Consider the following 19,619-nt stretch of genomic DNA (forward strand, 5'->3'; position numbering starts at 1 on the left):
TTATTAATCCGATACAAATCAACAAAGAATAACTTAAAAATAAAATATCAATATAACAATAAGGAATATTATCAAGATTTAATTGAATAACAATAAATAACACTTTCTTTTTTGAGAACCTGTCACATTTTTGTGGAGTTTATAGGAAGAAAAAATAGCTGATTATTGAATACTATATTGAGAAGCTTTGGATTACTATTCATGCTATTCATGCGTCGGAAGCGGCCAGTTTGAGGGCTATATCTGATAGAGGACGTTTAGCTTTAGAATAGGATTGTTTGAAAAATTATCTTCAACTTTTATTTAAAACTCCATTTTGAAAAAAGATTGATCAAAATGGAGTTAATCTTTCTAACTAAGTATGAGTTTTTTATAAAAATTTTGATCATTTATGTTAAATATGGCTCCACTAGACCCTTGAATGTGCCTACTTCTATTTCATTCCTCTTTCCTAAATCGTATAAATCTTTGGCTGTCTTCTTTGAAAGTCGTTCTTCTATACGATTCAATTCAAGCTGGTTGTTGATACCCAATTTATTTTCTAGCATCATTATTCTCCCTTTAAAAAAGTTGACTTTCAGCCTCTTGCTTTAGCAAATTTCTTCTATCTTCAATCAATCTCGCACATTCATCAAGTCCTTCAACAGTTTCTTGATTTAGACAAGTAAGTTGGTCTTCAAGTAAAGCACCCCGTTCATTTAAGTACAATCCTTCACAAACATTGTATTGTCAATCGGAGGACAGTTCAATTTAGCTAGCTGTTTCAATATATATTATTTATATTATAAATTAATTCCTATATTTTTACTCGGGTTTAAAATTGTAGAGTTTTCCTTGTTCAATACATCACTCGTATTAATATTTATCGTATTAATTTCACTAAATGGAACCTCTAAAGTAGGAATAAGAATATAACTCTCATCGACTACTTTATTTATAAAGGTTTGCGAATCAGATGTTTGAAACACAAAATCCTTCGATTTAATTTGAGTTTTATTATTAATTGTAAGTGTATCAACAGGGTAGAAAACTATATCTTTATCGGTTGTATTTTCAACTTTATATGATATATCAATTAAATTTAATTCATCATTGAGATCTTTACCATGTTTCTCTTTGATTCGTTTAACAGTAAACTCAGGTAAATTTGTCAATTGTACAAAATTGATAGATTTAATAGTAAATTTAATAGCACCCATATCATAGGTTTTGTCTACATTTTTTATTTTAATTAATGTAGCTTTATTAAAACCATCACCTAAAAATTTCCACTGACCTATTTCTTTAAGTGGACCGTTTGTTGGTTCGCTATTTTTGACACTTAATTGGACCACCTCTGTTTTCCCTTTTTCTTCATTTAATTCCGTATGTTCATTCATCGCGTTAGTCGGTTTATCTACACGTGCATTTACTAAAGATATAGATGAGACAGCGATTAAAGTAGCAACGCCAAATACAGACCAACGATAAGAGTTTTTGAATTTTTTTATCATAAGGATCCTCCTTTTCAAAGTTTTTTTATTTCTACTTAAGTTTGCTAAACTTGGTATTTGATAAAAATTTGAGTAGTGTTCTAAAAGGCTAATAATAGTATGACCGTATGCAAGTTGCTCCTCTGAATTTATATATGTAAGAGCTAATGAATCACAGGCTAATTCCTGATCTTCTCTCATACATGAGTAGGCATACCAAAGAATAGGATTAAACCAATTTAGAATGAGTAAGCCATACATAACCCAATTCACCCCAACATCTTTTCGTTTGATGTGGGCTAATTCGTGAAGAAAAATGTATCGTAGCTGTTGCTCATTTAATACTTTCGAGTGTACGCCTGACAATAACACCTTCGGCCTAATAAATCCGACTACAGTTGGACTTGAAATATTTCCAGCAAAAAAAAGTGGGATTTTCTGTTGAACAGACATAGATTTTTTGCAATTTTCAAAGATTGTGACAATCCTCTGATCTGTAATTATAGGCTGTTTTTTTATGAAGTGAAGTAAACGCCTATTTATAATGATAGTAGTAAAGCCCAAAATGATAACCCCAGTAAGCCAAATGTATATAAGAATTGTATAAAAAGAAAAAGTCTCATCATTTTGGTTTGCACTATTGCGACTTTGTTTCTTATTTTCCTTAGCTACTTGGGTTGAACCAGCTACAAAGGAATCCTCTTTAGCAACTTTTGAATAGTCTATATTTGTCGATTCTTTCATATGTTCTTTTGAAGAATAAAAACTTGTAACAGCAGTCCCATTACCGTTTGAAAAGATAGAATAGATACTGTAGGTACTACTAAAAGACCATGGCAATAAAAGTCTTACAATTAATATCATCCAAAGTAGATATTGCCATCGTGGATTTAACTGATTTCTAAACAAAAGTTTTACACATAAGATTAGAACAACTAGAATACTTGCCATAATTGAGGTCTCTATCAACCAATTAAAAAAGTGAGGTAGATAGACGTTTATAAACATATCCATCATTATTTGCTTTCCTTCCTCTGATTTTCCTCAGTCTTCTCATCCAGAATACGTTTAAGTTCGTTAATATCTTCTGAAGACAACTTTTCTTCTTTTAAGAAGTTCACAAGTAGAGGTTTAAATGCTGCGCCATAGAAACGTTTAAGTAATGATTCTGTTTCTACTTGAAGATACTTTTCTTGTGACACTAAAGGAAAATATGCATATATACGCCCTGTATCTTGATGGTAAGAAATGGCTTCTTTTTGGACTAATCGAGTAATAAGTGTTCGAATTGTCTTCGGTTTCCAATCCGTTGTTGACTCTAATACTTTAATTACTTCATTTGCTGTTTGCGGGGATTTTGACCAAAGAACTTTCATAACTTCCAATTCAGCTTCGGATATCTTAGGTAATTCTTTCATAATATAAAACTCACCTCCTTGTATTACAAATGTAATCCATATACAAATATTACATTTGTAATCAACAATTGTCAATCTTATTTAAATTTTTAAACAGAACGCTCATGCATTAAAAGAACATAGCATCACATAAAGTATGGCTTTATTAAATGAAATAATACCCATTATAATTGTTCCTTTAGCATTAATCTGCTCCGTTAGCACAAGAAGTGATTGTTCTAATCGAACAATCACCTCTTAATTTACATGTATGTATTGACAAAATTAAACAACCAGTCGCCGGTTCAATACCGTCAACTGGCTGTAAAATAAGGTGTTTTCTTACTGTCTCAAAAATGGTACACAGTGCCGTGAATACCTAGACTTTTTTATGCGTGTTCGTCAGTTAACCATGACATTACTAGTTTACCACATAATTTTAAACAATTTCTGAACAAATCATGAAATTTTTGGTTATTCAGCCATTTTAGTACCAGAATCAAAATCATTGTTCACTTTTCTTACGTTTGAATTCCTCAACCATACTTGAAAGTTTTATGAGCGTTTTCCAATTACATACAGTTGCTGGAATTTCAAGCTTTTTCAGATGATTACCGAGTTTGGAGTTTCGAATGCTGTCATGAAATAATAAATACACATTTCTTCCATCAATGACACTAAGTTCTCTTTCGTTTGCATAGGATAAAAACATGTCGCTATTTACCTTCGAAGGAGCTGCCGGCAACAAAGCAACATGCAAGCATTCCCCCTTACAAGATTGCTCCGCTTCTGAAATCTCCTGATTTGAAAAAGGGGATTGATTTACAATCTGTTGTATTTCATCTGCTGTCCTAATGACAACAACACTAGATATCCCAAAATCCTCTTTTATTTTATCGTGAATTTTCCTATGCAAAAGCTCCTCATTTTCCTCTGATTCAAAAAGGATGTTTCCACTTTGGATATATGTCTTCACATTATGTAATCCTAGTTGCTCAAGAGAACTTCTTAATTCTGCCATGATTATTTTATTGTGCCCGCCTACATTAATTCCTCTAAGTAGTGCAATATATATTGACATACAAACCTACCTTTCCATTTAATTTATTTACTAATAATAGTTACATCCTTATATTGCTTCAATGGCTTATCCTCTAGAAAATCAATAATCATTTCATTAAAAATATCTCGGCGCATCGTACTTAAAGGGTCGAATGCATTTTTGAATAATGCTAGTTTTGCATTATGAATATGGTTAAAAATAGTTTGGGATCCTTTACTTTCATCAACGCCTGTTATAACTTTTCCTTCGCCACCCATTACAAGCGTAGGTGACTTTATCTGATGCAATTGATCAGTATGAGTTGGAAATGGTGCTTTTTTCATTGCAAGCAACATCTTCTTATCAATCGAAAAAGACTCTCTTAATATCCGTTGTCTACTTTGCGAATTAAAGAAATATGAACACCTTGTCGAACGGACAATGATGCTTATACCTTTGCTTATTTGCAAGTCATTCACCATGTCATCAAGTGATTTTGGAGCACCTGATATCAACAAGTATCCCCATACCTTACCTAGTGACCTTGCACCACCTGCGGACTCAATATAAGTACCAAATCCTCAATTAATACCTTTTGCTCTCGTTTAATAGTATGCTTTTCATAGTACACCTCGTATTGTTCAGTATTGTTAATATATTAAACATACTAAATGCAATTTGTATATTAGAGGTATTATCACCAAAAGAAAAGACACCCATCAAATGAGTGCCCTTATAAATTTTTTCTTATCTATACGTATCATGTGTAGGTTCAAACAAGTCTTCTTCTGAATTTCTGACAATAGAAAAGTGTTCGACATTGTAATGACCATGAAGTGTATTGTTATGATGCTTTATAATTTGTTCTGCACTAAAAACATCACTACCCGCTGTTGAATGACCATCACCAACTAACGTGACATCGAAACCACTAATAGTCGCAGTTCTTACGGCGCGCTATCTATACAGTGCTGCGTCGAGCAGCCCATTACAACTACATGTTTAATTTCTTGAGATTGAAAATGATTTAACAGTTCAGTCCCATGGAAACAATTCGTTGCTTTTTTATCGAATACCCTTGCTTCATTAGGAACATTAATGCCATTATGAATAGCAAATCCTTTCGCTTTACCTTCAGCAACATCGAGATCCCTTACAAAGACGACTGGAACACTGGATTTTCTTGCTTTATCGATGACTAAATTGATATTTCTAATAAGCTGTTCCTTCTTAAAAACAGCCCTTTCATTCTCATTACCATCCATTAATTGTTGCTACGCATCAATAATAAGTAGAGCTTGATTCAAATCATTTTCCCCTTTCAATTTGAGGAAACACGATATAATTATTAATTAGACGATTTCCCCTTTTTGTTTATCACGGCGCTAACATATTTTTTGTTCATACTATCTACCCCCTAAAGCCTAATTGTCATTTAAGACTAATTAATTTTATCACATTCTCCCATAAATAGGTAAAATTAACATTTCAAATTCATCGCAATCATGGCTGATTTTCGTTTTGACTTATTGACATGACATACGTTTTTAAAAATGTCATCGCCAACTTTTGATGCATCCACATCTCATTAATTTTTGACACTATTACATTGCTTAAGTATATAATCCATACATTGAATAGTGTCATCAATGCGTTGTTTTTTCGAATGACAGTAACGAATAGTGGAACCTTCTCGAATACTAATAGCTTCGTTAATAATATTATGAAATTCTTTTGGTAAATGATGTATTGCATATTTACATGCATCTACTTTTGAAACAATATCTTGTTCTTGCAGTGTGTAAAATTGCCGTAAAACCCCTGTTATTGACCACTCTACTTCTAAATCAACTAATTTATTTGGTATTAAAAATGCTTTATATTTTTTAATTTTTTTTAATCTATTCGACCAATAGCTGTTCATATTTCCTAGTACATACTCACCAAGCACGCTCTCATCTACATTAAAGCTGTATGTAGTTACATCCGGTCCTAAAATTGTTATACCTTTATTTTTTAAAATCCACCAAGTAATTGGGTTAATATGATCATTTCCCCAATTTGTCTTGCCTTCGTTGACGTTTAAACAGCCTTTTACTTCACTCTGTTTCTTGCCAATATCCTCAACAAGTAAATAACATCCATCCATCCCTGTATCCTTGTATTGTCGATTTAATTCTTTGTGAAGATCGGCTATTACTTTCGCATCTTCTTCGGTTAAGGATCTATTGACAACTGCAATAAAGTCGATATCACTACAACTGTTTATGTAAGCGTCCAGAGCAATTGAACCGTGTAAATAGAAACCTTCAAGGATATTCGGTAGTTTATTTTGAAATAGGGTTATATATTCATTTAAAATTTTTCGAACTTGCATAGGAACTCTAGAATCCATAAAAACTCTCCTTTTAATCAGATAATACTTATATTACCAAAACAAAAGTATTTTTCCCATTATTGATAATAATAAGTTTATTGCTAAAGATAAGAAATACAATTTGTTGAAATGGAGACGTGGCGACTCCTTAGGGATTATCGATAGAGGAACGAAGCAAAACGGAAATCAACTTTACTTATGATGAAGATCGAATAATGTATTGATTCTGTTAGATTTTTAATAACTATAAATTGAATCCACCTGTGTTGTTGTATGGAGGTATCTTTTAAAATTTCATTGGGTATTCTAGGGATTAGATAAGGAGTGGGAGAATTTGTACACAGGTTATATACAAGTAGTTGTTCAAACAGTTATTACTTTTTTCGTTCTTCTGACACTTACGAGGTTTCTAGGTAAAAAACAACTAAGTCACTTAACCTTCTTTAACTACGTAACTGGTATTACAATTGGTTCTATTGCAGCCAACATGGTAATTTTAAAAACAATTGTATTCACAAAATTTTTACTAAGCTTAATTGTTTGGTGTGCGCTTACTACTTTAATTAGTTATATCGCACTAAAATCCGGAAAAGCAAGAACATTCCTTGATGGACAACCGACAATCGTTATTAAAAAAGGAAAAATAGATAGAAAAGCTTTAGCAAACAGTAAAATAAATATTGATGATCTTACGATGATGATTAGACAATATCAAATTTTTTCAATTACAGAAATTGACTATGCAATATTAGAACCAAATGGCATGCTTAGTATTTTGAAAAAGCCTGAATTTCAAGGCACGCAAAAGTTAGATTTAAAAATCTCTCCTTCACCTCCGATTTTTATCCCCATTGAAGTTATCACAGATGGGAAACTATTGACACAAAATCTACTGGAGGTTGGAAAAAGTAGAGAATGGTTAGATAACGAATTAAAAAAGGAAAATATACAATCAATCGAGGAAGTTTTCTATGCAGAAATTCAACCGAACGGGAAAATATTTATCCAAAAATTTGATGAAGAAGCTTTCTAAATTTAGTGACTTCTTAGCGCATAAAACTTGACAAAAAAAGTATTTTATGCAATAATTTACTTTTACGGAATTTATCTGTACAATAGGATTCTCCTGGCCAGGGGAATCCTATTTTTTTAAGGAGTATACTTGTATGAACAAAGATGAATCCAGTTTAACTTCATTAATCTCAGCTTTTAGTAGAGCCTATCATAGTCAATTTGATACCCCTAAAATTTTTGATGACTACCTAGCTAAAAAATTAATCACACAACAAGAGTTCAATGACATTCAAACAAATATGGTTCAAGGTATCCCGTTTTTTAACAAAGAGATCGCAGTAAAACTAAATGAACAAACGGAAGAGCTATTAAAATGGATTGTGCAAACTCAGCTCTCTCCTACTCCCTTGGCACGTGCGGCATATTGTGAAAAAGTTTTGTTAAATGAAATCATGTTAGGTTTAGAGCAATATGTAATACTCGGAGCAGGATTAGATACATTCAGCCTAAGACACCCGGAACTTGAAAACAATTTGAAAATCTTTGAAATTGATCACCCTGCAACACAGGAATTTAAAAAGAAGAGATTAGCTGAAGTCAAATTAAAGCTTCCAAGCAATGTACATTTCATTTCGTTGGATTTCACAAAAAAGTTTTCCTACCAAAAGCTAATGGATAGCGGCTTCGGTAATAAAAAAACTTTCTTTAGTTTACTAGGTGTTTCCTATTATTTGACGAAAGATGAAATTTCAAGTTTAATTGATCACTTATTTGCCAATGTACCAACAGGAAGTTCAATAGTGTTGGACTATGCTGATGAAAAACTATTTAAAGAACAAGGAATATCAAATCGAGTAAATAACATGGTAAAGATGGCTGCAGCAAGTGGTGAACCGATGAAATCATGTTTTACTTATAAAGAAATGGAAAAAATGTTAGAAAACGCAGGTCTGCTTATTTACGAACATTTATCGCCAGATACAATTAATGAGCTTTATTTTGACGATCGAAAAGATTATTTAACCGCCTTTGAAACTATTCACTACGTCCATGCTGTGAAAAAATAATTTAAGCTAGAAGGAATCAAATGAAAATTTATCAATTGTCCAAAGAGAATGGCAAAAATATAACACAATTTAAGTCTAGTTTTATTATGTCTAGAATTATTGAAACTGAAGCATCAGCTAGTATTGGGTGTATGTATTTAGAAGAAAACGGAGTTATTGGCTATCATCAAGCTGTAGTTCCCCAGCTGCTCTTAATTATTGAAGGTGAAGGATTTGTAAGAAATGAACAGGCGCAATACTATCAAGTACAGCCTGGTGATGCAGTTTTTTGGGCAAAGGATGAATGGCATGAAACTAAAACGGATACAGGATTAACTGGTATTGTGATAGAATCAGAACAATTAAATCCCTCAGCATTTATGCCTATAAAAAATGATATTCGCCTGAGGCTTTAACTTCTTTCAGCGGGTATTTGAAACCATCTGATAGAAGTTACACTATTTCTCAGGCAATTAACTATGCAAAAATAACATCGTATCATATGTTAGTAATGTAAGATTGGTTTAGTCTTACACCTCCGAAGCTTTGTTACTAAGGGTCACTTATAATGGTAAGTGGCCCTCTATAAATCTTCTGTTCAGGAAATAATGTTTCTATATAATTTATTGACAAACTCCTAGCGTATTTCTATCTCGATCGGGCAAGATAAAATTTCGTCCCTCCTTCTCGAAATTTCCCCACCTTCAAATAATTGTCTGGGAAATTTAGTGAAATCGGAAAAACCTTTTCATATTAGTTTACTCATCACCCTTGTATTTTTCTTTATAAGTAGGACTCAGCTCACTCCACGCATCAAATTTATTTCCATCCAAATCGTAAAAAACAAAATTCCTTCCCGAATGCCCCCTATTTTCAATTTCTCCAACTCTATTTTCTTATCTTTAAAAATTTTACAAATCGTCTCTAATGCACTTAATCCGTCTACCTCAAAAGTAATCGAAAAATGCTCTTTCCCATAGCAATCAATGAAATTTGAACTTTGATTGTTCATTGATCTAACAAGAATAAAGCTTTGATTAGCAAATTTAAGAATAGCCTTATCACTATCTCGGTAACTACATTCAGCTCCCAATTTACCTACATACCACTCACATGAGTTCAACATTGCTGACTGGAATATAAGTAGTTCCTATTCTAATTAACGTTTCACTAATTCCATCACCCTCTCTAGTGTCTATTTTTTGTCAATAGTCTTTTCATTATTGAAATGTTGTAAAAAACAAAATATATTACAATAAAGTATCTTATGATAAAATATATGATATTGCGCCATCAAGGGGCATGAACCAATTTAGGCTGTAGCAAGTTTATTTGCTACAGCCTTTTTTAAAAAAAATGATAGATATATTCAATATAGAACATAAAAAATGGGTATGCACTCAAGCATGACTGATAAAGATATCATCAGTCCTATAACATTAAGGTGAACAAGGGAAATACGACAACTTAATCAGAAATTTAGTATAAGCTTCACTTCAATTGATAGACATAAAATTGGAAGTGCCGCTTTTTTCTTATCTAAAACGAATATCTTCATGTTATTTCTTCGTCCCACATAGACCTTATGTTAATTCAAGAATTTGCTGTGATTAGGTAAAGCAATCTGCTCAAATTCAGTCGTTAATTTATGCAAATTGCTAGCAAGCTCTTCCCCCTTCATCGGTAATCCATGTCCTGTAATAGCAACTGAAGGTTTTAATGCTTCTAATTTTTTAACGGAATCCCAAGCTGCCTGCCAATCCGTCGTGAAATATCGTGGCGGTCCGCTAATTTCCTTTTTTTGTAGCAACACTTTGTAGAGCGATTCTTGTTTAACCGTAACAAATGCATCTCCAACAATTAACGCTCGATCCTCTTCACGAAATAAAGATATATGCCCTGGCGTATGACCCGGCGTATGAATCCAACGAAAACCATCCATATATGGAATACTTCCATCTGACGGAAGCGCCTCAACGTTGTTTCCTAAGTTTATGGCTTCATTCGGGAAAATTGATGATACTTTCGCAATTAAGCCACCATTGACAACAGGATCTGCTTCAGGATAATTTTTCATACCAGTTAAATAAGGTAATTCTAATGTGTGAGCATAAACCGGCATACCCCAATGGTCAATTAGATCAATTATCGCCCCAACATGATCAAAGTGTCCATGTGTTAAAATTAATGCTTTAGGTCGACTATTTGAGCCAAACCTCTCCTCGGCTATTGAAATAATTTCCTTTGCACTTTTTGGCATGCCTGCATCAACTAATACGAACTCTTTCTTATGAGGTTCACCGTAGAGTGCGATATTAACAATTTGAATCGTATGCTGGTATAAATCAGGCAATACTTCTACACCATCTCCACTCCAAATCGATGTTGCTGGAATATATTTAAAGTCGCTACCATAATTCATATCTTTATGCATGGAAAACCCTTCTTTCTTCATCGAAATATAAACAATCATATTTTTCCTTTATACAGTAAAAATAAAGCAAGAAAAAAATGGATTATACTCAAATTAACGACCTTATTAGCTAATCTAGAAGTTATAATTTATTTAATGGTTGTACTTTCTTATGCAATTCCTACTTCACTCGATAGTGAAGTGATAATCTCACACGCTCGCCTTGAATGCTCTATTAAACTGAAGAGATCTATCAGCTTGAGTAAACATTTTCCCTTTTAAAGTAAAGATTTTAGAAACGCCCAGGGCTAACTCCCGCTTCATGTCCCCTTTCGTTAGCTCATTTCAATCGCTCGTGCCAAATCCTCTACGCCTACAAATGTTCCTCACTTTCTGTGATAAGTAATAAAATAGTCTCATTGTATAAAACTACCTTTAAATGTATAATTTTACTGAATTTTGTGTGAAGTGAATAATTCTAATTTAAACTTCGCCGAATAAAAATAATGGAAAGGATCGTGATAGTTTGAAGATTTTAATGTACATTGCAGGGATTATCGTAGTAATTGTGTTTTTACTTATTGTAGGATTAATTACAGCAAGCAAGCGAATTAAGAAAAACGAGAAAAAAGCGCGACTAGAAATGGAAATAGCTAACTCTTTACCGAAAGAGAAAGAGCATTTGCTTGCTTACGGCGCCAATCTCGCTCTTTACCGCACTGATTCGCCACGGATACTACCAATAGATGTAGATGATGAAACTTTGAGGGAGGTCCTTTTTTCATACTGGGACGTTAGTAATACAAAGGAAGCTATAGAAACTTTGGAATGGCTGCTTACAGAAGGGCATCGTACGAAGTATGATCAGCTTCTTATAGCATTGAAAGCTGGCCAGTCTTTTACAGAGGAGGAAGTGGGAAAATCGCAGGAGTGCTATGAATCCGCTCAAGAAGCGATGATGAAAAAGCTTTCCTTTACGAAATCCGATTTTGATCAGGTGGACACTATTGCAGCCTGGGATTTTGACCGAGCTGTAAATGTTGCAAGATGGAGCTACATAGTTGGTTATATTACTGAGGAACAAGCATGGGGCTATATAACTCGTGCAGCTGATGCTGGAAGCCATTTCTTCCAATCTTGGAAGAACTATTTTATGTCATTTGCATTTGGCCGAGCCATTGCTTATGAGGGTGACATTTACGACATCATTTGGAATGGGAAGGAATTGCTGAATGAAAAGGACTCGATTTGGAATGAATTTAGCATTCAGCGACCAAAGACGCAAGATTCAGATAACTTTATATTAGACAAAGTATGATTAAATCTAAAAACCTGCTAGGTATTAGCTACTTTCTTAACTAATATCTAGCAGGTATATTTATTTGCGAACAGCTTCAAATGTAATTAATGAATGCTCTTTTGAAGGCTTCTTATTATAAACATATTCAGCCGAGCAAGTAATATTAGAAAATCCTATGTTTGTTAATATTAACTTGAATTCTTCTATTCCGTACCATCTTAATGGAAACCTTTGTAACTCTGAATCAATTAATTTACCATTTCGCCATTTTTCATATTTTAAAACGGTGAGCGTATATTGCTCAATCCAGTTCATTTCAACGGCTTTTCTTTCTATTGCAATTCCGTCCTCTTGCGAAATTTCATAGTAGGATGAAGTAATTTCCCCTGTTCGCCAGTCTGTAGGTAAAAGCATGTCAACAATTAAGCGTCCTCCAGGGATCAAATGATTATACATACATAATAATGCATCCATCGCATCTTTGGAATTCTCGATTAAACAGAACGAACCTGTCGGCATAACAATCGCTTCATATTTTGAGTCTAATGAAAAATTGCTTAAGTTACCTTCATATAAATTTGGCTTGAACCCTCTTTCTAAGCAGTGTTTTCGGCATAAATCTAACATTTCAGATGAGTAGTCAATTCCTTCAACATCGTATCCATTTTCAAGTAAAGGAATTAAGAAGCGTCCAGAGCCAGCTCCCGCCTCAAGTACTTTTCCTTCAGTTCCTTTTAAGCGTTCAAGATAATATTCAATATCCCCACCAATAGAATATCCGACTGGTTTTGTCAAATCATAAAGTTCTGTACATAAAGGTCCGTAATTACTATACATTTCAATTCCTCCGATTTCGTGCAGAAGAATCTATTATTCTTACTTCTTCCACACCTTATATTGGTTTGTTGGAAAAATAGAGCTGACTTTCATCATAAATCACTCACTTTCTGTATAATATAGTAAAATTATACAGAACCAAGAGATGCCTTTCAATATGTTTTTATTTCAATAATCACTGTTGCTGTCGCATCCCGCATGCTCATCTGTGACGCGGATTCTCAAGGTGTCGCCCAGTCTCCAATCAACTTTACATAAGTCATACATCCCACCATTTAGATGCTTAGATTGATAAAAAGAGATTGGTTTCCAATCATTTCTACAATATAATGTACGAAAAAAACGTAAAAATAAGGAGAAGATGCTATGAATATCGAAAAAGTGTTTGCAAAGTTCCCATTATTAAGCTCCGAAAATATTGTGCTAAAGAAAATTGAAGATGCTCATTTACCAGAATTATTTGCAATCTATGATAATGGAAAAGTCTTTGACTATTGTGGGATAATCCCGAAGCATAATATCCAAACAGTACGTAAAATGATTGGACACTTTGACAGGGATTATCAAAAGAAAACGAGAGTTAAATGGGGCATTTTTCAAAAGTTACATAGCGATCAATTAGTGGGCATTATAGAAGCAATGGATTTTAATCAAAAAGTGAATATGGTTACGATTGGTTACTTTTTAGCAGAGAACTATTGGGGTAAGGGCCTTGCGACAGATGCGGTTAAAATAATTGTCAATTTTTTATTTGAGGAAGTAAATATAAATCGCATACAGGCTGAGGTTATGCCATTAAATGAGGCATCTAAAAAGGTGCTCTTGAAAAATGGTTTTTCACAAGAAGGACTTATAAGACAAGCTACATTCTGGTCTGGTAAAGGAGTTGTAGATTTGGAAATATACGGTTTACTTAAAGAAGAGTACACGGTGAACTAAATTATTTGGTAATAAAGTACACATCAATCTTTCGGACATTAAATATGCGATAATGAATGAATATCAACAACCGAAAGAGTGATTCTATTGACTAATGAGCATAAATCTAGCAACTTACACTACCTTAAAATGCGAATAGCTTATTTGATAGCTATTGTGATCACCATCTTTTTAGGTTTAGCATCTAGAAAATGGAGTCTTCTACTTCCGTCATTTGTAGCGCAGAACGTAGGAGACATGCTTTGGGCTATGATGGTCTACTTCGGATTTCGATTGTTGCTAGTGCATAAGAGTACCCTAACAGCCATTTGGCTCAGTTTTTTGTTTAGCTTCGGCATAGAATTTAGCCAGTTGTATCAGGAACACTGGATTAATCAGATTCGTGGGACAACGCTCGGGGCTTTAATACTTGGCAAAGGTTTTCTTGTAGCGGATTTGGTTCGATATTCAGTCGGGATTATAATAGCTACGGTATTAGATAAGATGGCACTTACGTTTATTTCTCGTAATTAATAATTATCAAACCGTTTTTTGACATAAGTTCCACTAATCCTATTCCATGTAACTAAATTACCCTATAAGAGAGACTTTTTTAGTGCCTATCTTATAGGGTACATTTTATTTAGTATAGGTTATTCATCAAACTTTAGTTGAAATTACGGCCATTTATTCATTAAGCCAATCAATCAATTCTTTATCAAAAATAGCCGGTTGTTCAAACATTGGATTATGGCCACTTTTTTTAAAAATGACCTTCTTTACATTGTCATTTGAATAATCAATGACATCCCAGAGCGAAATAGGAGCGACTAAATAATCATATTTCCCTAACCCTACAAAAATAGGTTTATTTAAGTGAGCCATAGATTGGATTAGATTTTGTTCAGCAAAAGCTACACCCCAAAGGTAATCAATAACTTCCATATTTGTATAGACGCCATCCCACATATAAGCAGCGTCGAACGTATAATCATAAAAGCTATGCGCCCCCATGCGAATACACATATGCACAAATCGTCTTTCAGGATCATTGTGAATATCCTTCTCTAAAAAAGCAATATCATGCTCGAATTGCTTTGTACGTTCAGCACTAGCAGTCTCATTAAAAAATGAAAAACTTTGCTGCTGTCTCTCTTGGCTGTTTGTCGGTGCTGAATTTAGTAAAATGACCTTCTGAACATACTGAGGATATTTTTCGGCATATGCCAAAGCCATAAATGCGTGCCCAGAATGTCCTAATATGATGAAATCCTCAAGCTTTAGCCATTGTCTTGCTATTTCGATATCCTCAACAATTTTATCTATAGTATAATCTTCTTGCTTTAAAGAACGTGGAGGCTTCACAAAACCTCTATGATCTATGAAGATAAATTGAAAATGTTTATATAAATTTTTCGAGAACAAGCGCGGATAATATATACTGCTACCCACCACCAATATCGGCTTACCTTGTCCCTTCACACAATATTTTAAATCAAATCCTTCACTAAAAATGCTTTGATAATTATTCATTATAATCGTCCTCTTTTCTTTTTATATCGAAGAGCATTACATGGTACTCTTCTTTCTATCACTCCCTTTCTTTTTAACATTCCCGTGTTTTCTCCATAGAACGATCAAGCATTCTTATTCACCCCATTATTATTGTAGTAATTGAGAAACCAGCATTGAGCCACTTCGTTGTTGTCGATTTCGTACAGATAAATTTATCTAATTAATATGCCTGATAATATAGAAAAGTGAAATTTTTAATACTTGAACCAAGTATACATTATGAATTCAAAAGTTTAAAATTATTAAATATTGGAAAAAACAGAAAGATAGGGGATACAAAAAATGGATAAGCGAGTACAACAAGTCATTACATTAAGAGAGAAAGGTCGATTGGAAGAAGCAAATCAATTAATGGTTTCTTTAGTTAAAGAAGAGCCTGAAAATGGATACTACCAATTTCAATGTGCATGGACATATGATTCATTAGGAAAAGAACAAGAGGCTGTCCCTCACTATGAAAAAGCGATTCAATTAGGGCTTAAACCCGAATTTTTAGTAGATGCTTATTTAGGATTAGGTAGTACCTATCGTGCATTAGGGCAATATGAACAGTCAAAACGTATTCTAGAACAGGCCTTAAGTGCGTTTCCAGAAGCCGAACATTTAAAGGTTTTCTATGCGATGACACTTTATAATCTTAGCGAGCATTCAAAGGCTATGGAAACTTTATTAAACACAGTAATTCATACTACTAATCATAAAGGTATAAAAAAATATAGCAAGGCCATTAAATTTTACAGCGATAAGCTAGATCAAACTTGGGAATAACACGATAAAAGATCAGGCTCCTAGTTGAACCTGATCTTTTCATATTACTATATAGAACTAAAACCCCGTTAAAGTAAATTACTTTGAGTACTCGATAAATTCAGGATTCTACTTGCTAAGATAGTGTAGTAGAAGGTTTTCATTGAAACCCCTTATAGCTATTTAACTTTGAACATTTCAATTTGATAAATCCTGTGGTAAAATAAGAACACGCATTCCCTCTCTCTTAATTTTCTTAACGGGAATATTTTGTGATGATAATAAATTGGGTGCGAGAATAGATGTTATAATTATAATATATAATGTCGGATAATCTGTTGTTTTTTACAGCGACGAAAAACAAATTAGGCAGCGATTGATTGAAGTGAAGTCGAGCTACTTCTTTTGGCTTAACGTTTATTGATGATACTTTAGAGTGAGTTAAGAATAGAAATCAGCCCGAGTTCTTGTTTTAAAAATAACCTATCTCCTTACAATACATTTTACTAAACACTTTCTAAATTGTTTCTAACTGATCTCTTCCTATTGGGAATTTTACTCCAATATGTAAAATATCTTAATAACCATTCAACTGGCCCCATTTTAAAATACTTTAACCAAACAATACTAAAAGTAATTAAAATAGCGTGGATTATAAAGCACACAATTAATGAATTAAAAGGTGTAAAACCAATTATGATACTAAACACAAATAGTAACACACTTTGTGCAAGATAATTTGTTAAAGACATTTGTCCATAGAACTTTAATGGTGTTAAAATCATTTTTGCCTTATCCCATTGTAAAATAATAAGAAGACTGCTAGTCATCATAAAGGCACCACTATAATCTTCTAGCATTTCAATTCCTGAAACGGGAATTAACCCTGAACCCCTTACATAAATTAAAGATACAAAAATAAAAATATTAACGCATAAAAAAATCGAAATATACTTTAATTTTCCATAGACATTTTCAAAAAATTTAAATTGCCCCATCGTAAAGCCTAGCACCATAAATGAAAGCCCCTTACTTACGAAGGATAGTAATTCCAGCCATACTTTTCCCTCACCATAATAGAGAAAAGATGTAACAATAGAAAAGGATATTAGCGTAACCGTTACTATTAAATTGGTCCACTTATTTCTTTTGAAAAATATTATAATAAACAGGCCGAGTATAGCATAAACCATTAATACATCCTGTATTCCTTGCGGTGCATAAAATGTATGGATAAGTCCTAATACAAATAAAAAACAAATTCTGCGTAAAAACGAAAAGTATCTATTGTTTGCTTTTTGTGTGGATCGATTCATAAAAAGATAACACCCAAATCCAAATAAAAAGAATAAAATTGGGTAAAATGTCCCACTTAATATATAATATAATTTATCGTGTAACTTACTAAAGGAGAAATAACCCAAAGCCTGATAACCATTTACAATAAGTATCCCCAGCAAAGCAAATCCTCGTAAGTAATCCATAATATCTATTCGTGTATACGAATTTAGTTTATTCATTTTAATTCTCCTAATATAATTATATTTATAGTATTAAAAATCCCCAAAATTAATTGTGTGCTTCACATACAACCTTCGCAATTTTCATTTAACCGATAGTATTGAGGTTTCCATCTCCCCCATTAAATCAATAAGTACTAATTTAATTAACTCACCCTTTTCCATTTTTTCTCCTTAGGAACTTAATAAAAGTTCAATATCCATTTCTTAATTTCTGGCTAATTTTTTTGTTATCTGCAAGTATCTCTGTTAAATCTGTAGATGATAAATTATAATTAGATTTCTTATTTAAACCATAACTACAAAATATAGTAATCAATATTCCTCCCATACCAATAAGGTTTGCTAGTAGAAAACTCATTGTTTTATTATTACCTTAAGGATATATTTTTTCTGTGTTCAAATGAATAACTGTCCTCTTACAATTGGAAATATAATCTTACTAAATTGTAACGATAGAAAATGCTACATCTCGAATTAACTATGGGAATTATTTGAATATCGATAATAGAATCCACTAAATCTTTCTTCAAGAAATTGTCTTATATCCAATAGCTGTTACTTTCATGAAAAAGGCAGTAGTAACAAGGATCTGTACCTTGTTACTACTGCCTTTTTGTTATGTAGAATCAAAATATAGCAACATATAGAAAACTTTGTATAGTTTTGCACGGGTCTACTATAACCTTAAAAACGATGTTATTGCTTCCCAATTTATTTATTCCAAGCTAACATCAGCTACACGGTACTGCTCTTACATCACATCCGTACTACATAATAACTTTTCATGCTTTACATATGTTAGATTATCTTAATGCTCCCAGATGTTGCAAAATTCCAACTTACTCATACACTATCCATTACTGAAATCGCGCTAGGCATTTAAATCATTTTCCCTGCATGTAATGATCTTTAACAAATTGTTCTCTCTCATAGGCAATTCCTAACAACTTGAAAAGCGCCTGTGTCGATTCAGCTCAGGCGCTTAACGTGACTAAAAAAGTTTTAATACAAAACATCCGTTTGACGATTCTATCTAAACCAAATGTTTTCACCATACTCATAACTAAAACAGATATCCTATGAAGGAACCATATTTTAATGGTAAAAAGCTGTGGTCATTTCAAGTGCTTTAAGTGGCTCTTTAATTGAATCAAGCGTATAAACAAGTTTTTCGTCTTGCCAAACAATCATAGTCCCTGATTTATAAACATCTAAGCGTGCAAAACCGTTTTGTTTTGGAATTGGTAGCATATGTGTTTCTAGAAATTGGACTGCCTGTTTTGCAAGCTTCACACCTGCTTCTGGATTGTCTGTTCGTGTATGGGTTTCAATTGCCCATCTACCCTCATTCCAACCAGTCCATAATGAACCAGCTCCTGCATCCTGATAACCTTTAATGTTATAGCCAAGATCAACCTCTTGACCCCCATTTTGACTAAAGTTCACAAAAGCAATTTGCTCATTTGCTTCTTTAGCATTCTGATATTGCTTTACTACTAGTCTTGCAATTACAGAAGCTGTCTTTGAATTTTTAAGCTTCGGATCATTAATTGGCAAATACTTTTTACTTTCAAAAAATAATATTTCAACTTGGTTAGCTTCCGCCTTCGTTGTTGCAGTTAAAAATGTACCATCTGATACCAGAAGCTCTTTTGGTAAAGTTATAGATAAATTAGTTTTAAGCTGGCTCTTAATATTTTTTAGTACATCAGCTTGTGTAAGAGATGCTTCTGTGTTTCCCTTATTTGTTTTGGACGGTTCCTGATTTTCGATTGATAGATGCGCTTCTTGTGACTTGCTCGGCACGTTAGATTGTTGCTCCTCTTGTGGCTTGCTCGGCACATGAGGTGTTTCTTCTTTATCAGAGCATGCACTTATTATACTGAAACTTAAAAGCATGGGGATAAAAAGTAATTTTTTCATGGCATTTGCCCCCCTAATTTCTTGTCATTAATCAA

At 33.2% G+C, this 19,619-nt stretch carries 17 protein-coding genes and 3 pseudogenes; 7 read left to right on the top strand and 13 right to left on the bottom strand.

Translation table 11 applies throughout. From position 1 onward, the window contains the following. Positions 1-410: 410 nt before the first annotated feature. The 7 genes and pseudogenes from PVA17_RS18915 to PVA17_RS18945 all read right to left on the bottom strand — a co-directional run. Positions 411-548, bottom strand: a pseudogene (locus tag PVA17_RS18915) (protein adenylyltransferase Fic); the annotation flags it as partial. A gap of 234 nt (positions 549-782) precedes the next feature. Then, positions 783-2,489, bottom strand: a complete 1,707-nt coding sequence (locus tag PVA17_RS18920) for a M56 family metallopeptidase (protein WP_274068579.1) — start codon at positions 2,487-2,489, stop codon at positions 783-785. Next, a complete protein-coding gene (locus PVA17_RS18925) occupies positions 2,489-2,893 on the bottom strand; it encodes a BlaI/MecI/CopY family transcriptional regulator (RefSeq protein WP_483308037.1) in 405 nt (134 codons plus the stop codon). Before PVA17_RS18925 ends, PVA17_RS18920 begins: the two co-directional genes overlap by 1 nt. 481 nt (positions 2,894-3,374) lie before the next feature. After that, positions 3,375-3,950 (bottom strand): DUF1697 domain-containing protein, encoded by a 576-nt coding sequence (locus tag PVA17_RS18930; protein WP_274068581.1) that lies wholly within the window; start codon positions 3,948-3,950, stop codon positions 3,375-3,377. A 23-nt stretch (positions 3,951-3,973) separates the two neighbouring features. Beyond that, positions 3,974-4,255, bottom strand: coding sequence for a hypothetical protein (locus PVA17_RS18935; protein WP_274068582.1), 282 nt, complete (start codon positions 4,253-4,255; stop codon positions 3,974-3,976). Positions 4,256-4,658: 403 nt separating this feature from the next. Next, positions 4,659-5,176 (bottom strand): annotated as a pseudogene (locus PVA17_RS18940) (isochorismatase family protein). Positions 5,177-5,499: 323 nt separating this feature from the next. Continuing rightward, complete coding sequence (locus PVA17_RS18945; RefSeq protein WP_132360900.1) at positions 5,500-6,306, bottom strand: aminoglycoside adenylyltransferase domain-containing protein; 807 nt, start codon at positions 6,304-6,306, stop codon at positions 5,500-5,502. Between the two features lie 316 nt (positions 6,307-6,622). Here PVA17_RS18945 and PVA17_RS18950 point away from each other — a divergent pair, with 316 nt between their 5' ends. From PVA17_RS18950 to PVA17_RS18960, 3 genes are all read left to right on the top strand, one after another. Further along, entirely contained in the window at positions 6,623-7,321 is a 699-nt protein-coding gene (locus tag PVA17_RS18950; RefSeq protein WP_274068583.1) for a YetF domain-containing protein, read from the top strand. 133 nt (positions 7,322-7,454) lie between these two features. Beyond that, positions 7,455-8,369 carry a class I SAM-dependent methyltransferase gene (locus PVA17_RS18955; protein WP_274068584.1) on the top strand — a complete coding sequence of 305 codons (915 nt, stop codon included), beginning with the start codon at positions 7,455-7,457 and terminating at the stop codon, positions 8,367-8,369. A 20-nt stretch (positions 8,370-8,389) separates the two neighbouring features. Further along, a complete protein-coding gene (locus tag PVA17_RS18960; RefSeq protein ID WP_274068585.1) occupies positions 8,390-8,764 on the top strand; it encodes a cupin domain-containing protein in 375 nt (124 codons plus the stop codon). A 342-nt stretch (positions 8,765-9,106) separates the two neighbouring features. Here the strand turns inward: PVA17_RS18960 and PVA17_RS18965 are convergent. Together PVA17_RS18965 and PVA17_RS18970 are read right to left on the bottom strand one after the other, a co-directional pair. Further along, positions 9,107-9,523 (bottom strand): annotated as a pseudogene (locus PVA17_RS18965) (VOC family protein). Between the two features lie 413 nt (positions 9,524-9,936). Next, entirely contained in the window at positions 9,937-10,782 is an 846-nt protein-coding gene (locus PVA17_RS18970; RefSeq protein ID WP_274068586.1) for an MBL fold metallo-hydrolase, read from the bottom strand. A 505-nt stretch (positions 10,783-11,287) separates the two neighbouring features. On the opposite strand from PVA17_RS18970, the gene PVA17_RS18975 reads away from it, so the two are divergent. Beyond that, positions 11,288-12,079 carry a DUF1266 domain-containing protein gene (locus tag PVA17_RS18975; protein WP_274068587.1) on the top strand — a complete coding sequence of 264 codons (792 nt, stop codon included), beginning with the start codon at positions 11,288-11,290 and terminating at the stop codon, positions 12,077-12,079. 60 nt (positions 12,080-12,139) lie between these two features. Here PVA17_RS18975 and PVA17_RS18980 read toward each other — a convergent pair whose 3' ends face one another. Continuing rightward, positions 12,140-12,898, bottom strand: a complete 759-nt coding sequence (locus PVA17_RS18980) for a class I SAM-dependent methyltransferase (protein WP_274068588.1) — start codon at positions 12,896-12,898, stop codon at positions 12,140-12,142. A gap of 366 nt (positions 12,899-13,264) precedes the next feature. On the opposite strand from PVA17_RS18980, the gene PVA17_RS18985 reads away from it, so the two are divergent. Then, positions 13,265-13,837: a GNAT family N-acetyltransferase gene (locus PVA17_RS18985; protein WP_274068589.1), complete on the top strand. Its 573-nt coding sequence runs from the start codon at positions 13,265-13,267 to the stop codon at positions 13,835-13,837. A gap of 78 nt (positions 13,838-13,915) precedes the next feature. After that, complete coding sequence (locus PVA17_RS18990) at positions 13,916-14,350, top strand: ribosomal maturation YjgA family protein (RefSeq protein WP_483308036.1); 435 nt, start codon at positions 13,916-13,918, stop codon at positions 14,348-14,350. A 153-nt stretch (positions 14,351-14,503) separates the two neighbouring features. Here the strand turns inward: PVA17_RS18990 and PVA17_RS18995 are convergent, their stop codons facing one another. Beyond that, positions 14,504-15,349, bottom strand: a complete 846-nt coding sequence (locus PVA17_RS18995; protein ID WP_274068590.1) for an alpha/beta fold hydrolase — start codon at positions 15,347-15,349, stop codon at positions 14,504-14,506. 324 nt (positions 15,350-15,673) lie between these two features. Here PVA17_RS18995 and PVA17_RS19000 point away from each other — a divergent pair, with 324 nt between their 5' ends. Further along, positions 15,674-16,159 carry a tetratricopeptide repeat protein gene (locus tag PVA17_RS19000; RefSeq protein ID WP_132360922.1) on the top strand — a complete coding sequence of 162 codons (486 nt, stop codon included), beginning with the start codon at positions 15,674-15,676 and terminating at the stop codon, positions 16,157-16,159. 485 nt (positions 16,160-16,644) lie between these two features. Here PVA17_RS19000 and PVA17_RS19005 read toward each other — a convergent pair whose 3' ends face one another. After that, on the bottom strand, positions 16,645-17,658 hold the full coding sequence (locus tag PVA17_RS19005; RefSeq protein WP_132360924.1) for a DUF418 domain-containing protein: 1,014 nt from the start codon (positions 17,656-17,658) through the stop codon (positions 16,645-16,647). A 1,098-nt stretch (positions 17,659-18,756) separates the two neighbouring features. Next, positions 18,757-19,584 (bottom strand): hypothetical protein, encoded by an 828-nt coding sequence (locus tag PVA17_RS19010; protein ID WP_274068591.1) that lies wholly within the window; start codon positions 19,582-19,584, stop codon positions 18,757-18,759. Positions 19,585-19,619 lie beyond the last annotated feature (35 nt).

The sequence above is a fragment of the Lysinibacillus sp. CNPSo 3705 genome (assembly GCF_028674935.1).
Lineage (GTDB): Bacteria > Bacillota > Bacilli > Bacillales_A > Planococcaceae > Lysinibacillus.

What these genes read in the sequence shown, in the direction of transcription:
- PVA17_RS18920 (WP_274068579.1), bottom strand. Translation starts at nt 2,489, where the DNA reads ATGATGGATATGTTTATAAACGTCTATCTACCTCACTTTTTTAATTGG.
- PVA17_RS18930 (WP_274068581.1), bottom strand. Translation starts at nt 3,950, where the DNA reads ATGTCAATATATATTGCACTACTTAGAGGAATTAATGTAGGCGGGCAC.
- PVA17_RS18935 (WP_274068582.1), bottom strand. Translation starts at nt 4,255, where the DNA reads ATGAAAAAAGCACCATTTCCAACTCATACTGATCAATTGCATCAGATA.
- PVA17_RS18945 (WP_132360900.1), bottom strand. Translation starts at nt 6,306, where the DNA reads ATGGATTCTAGAGTTCCTATGCAAGTTCGAAAAATTTTAAATGAATAT.
- PVA17_RS18955 (WP_274068584.1), top strand. Translation starts at nt 7,455, where the DNA reads ATGAACAAAGATGAATCCAGTTTAACTTCATTAATCTCAGCTTTTAGT.
- PVA17_RS18960 (WP_274068585.1), top strand. Translation starts at nt 8,390, where the DNA reads ATGAAAATTTATCAATTGTCCAAAGAGAATGGCAAAAATATAACACAA.
- PVA17_RS18970 (WP_274068586.1), bottom strand. Translation starts at nt 10,782, where the DNA reads ATGCATAAAGATATGAATTATGGTAGCGACTTTAAATATATTCCAGCA.
- PVA17_RS18980 (WP_274068588.1), bottom strand. Translation starts at nt 12,898, where the DNA reads ATGTATAGTAATTACGGACCTTTATGTACAGAACTTTATGATTTGACA.
- PVA17_RS18985 (WP_274068589.1), top strand. Translation starts at nt 13,265, where the DNA reads ATGAATATCGAAAAAGTGTTTGCAAAGTTCCCATTATTAAGCTCCGAA.
- PVA17_RS18995 (WP_274068590.1), bottom strand. Translation starts at nt 15,349, where the DNA reads ATGAATAATTATCAAAGCATTTTTAGTGAAGGATTTGATTTAAAATAT.
- PVA17_RS19000 (WP_132360922.1), top strand. Translation starts at nt 15,674, where the DNA reads ATGGATAAGCGAGTACAACAAGTCATTACATTAAGAGAGAAAGGTCGA.
- PVA17_RS19005 (WP_132360924.1), bottom strand. Translation starts at nt 17,658, where the DNA reads ATGAATAAACTAAATTCGTATACACGAATAGATATTATGGATTACTTA.
- PVA17_RS19010 (WP_274068591.1), bottom strand. Translation starts at nt 19,584, where the DNA reads ATGAAAAAATTACTTTTTATCCCCATGCTTTTAAGTTTCAGTATAATA.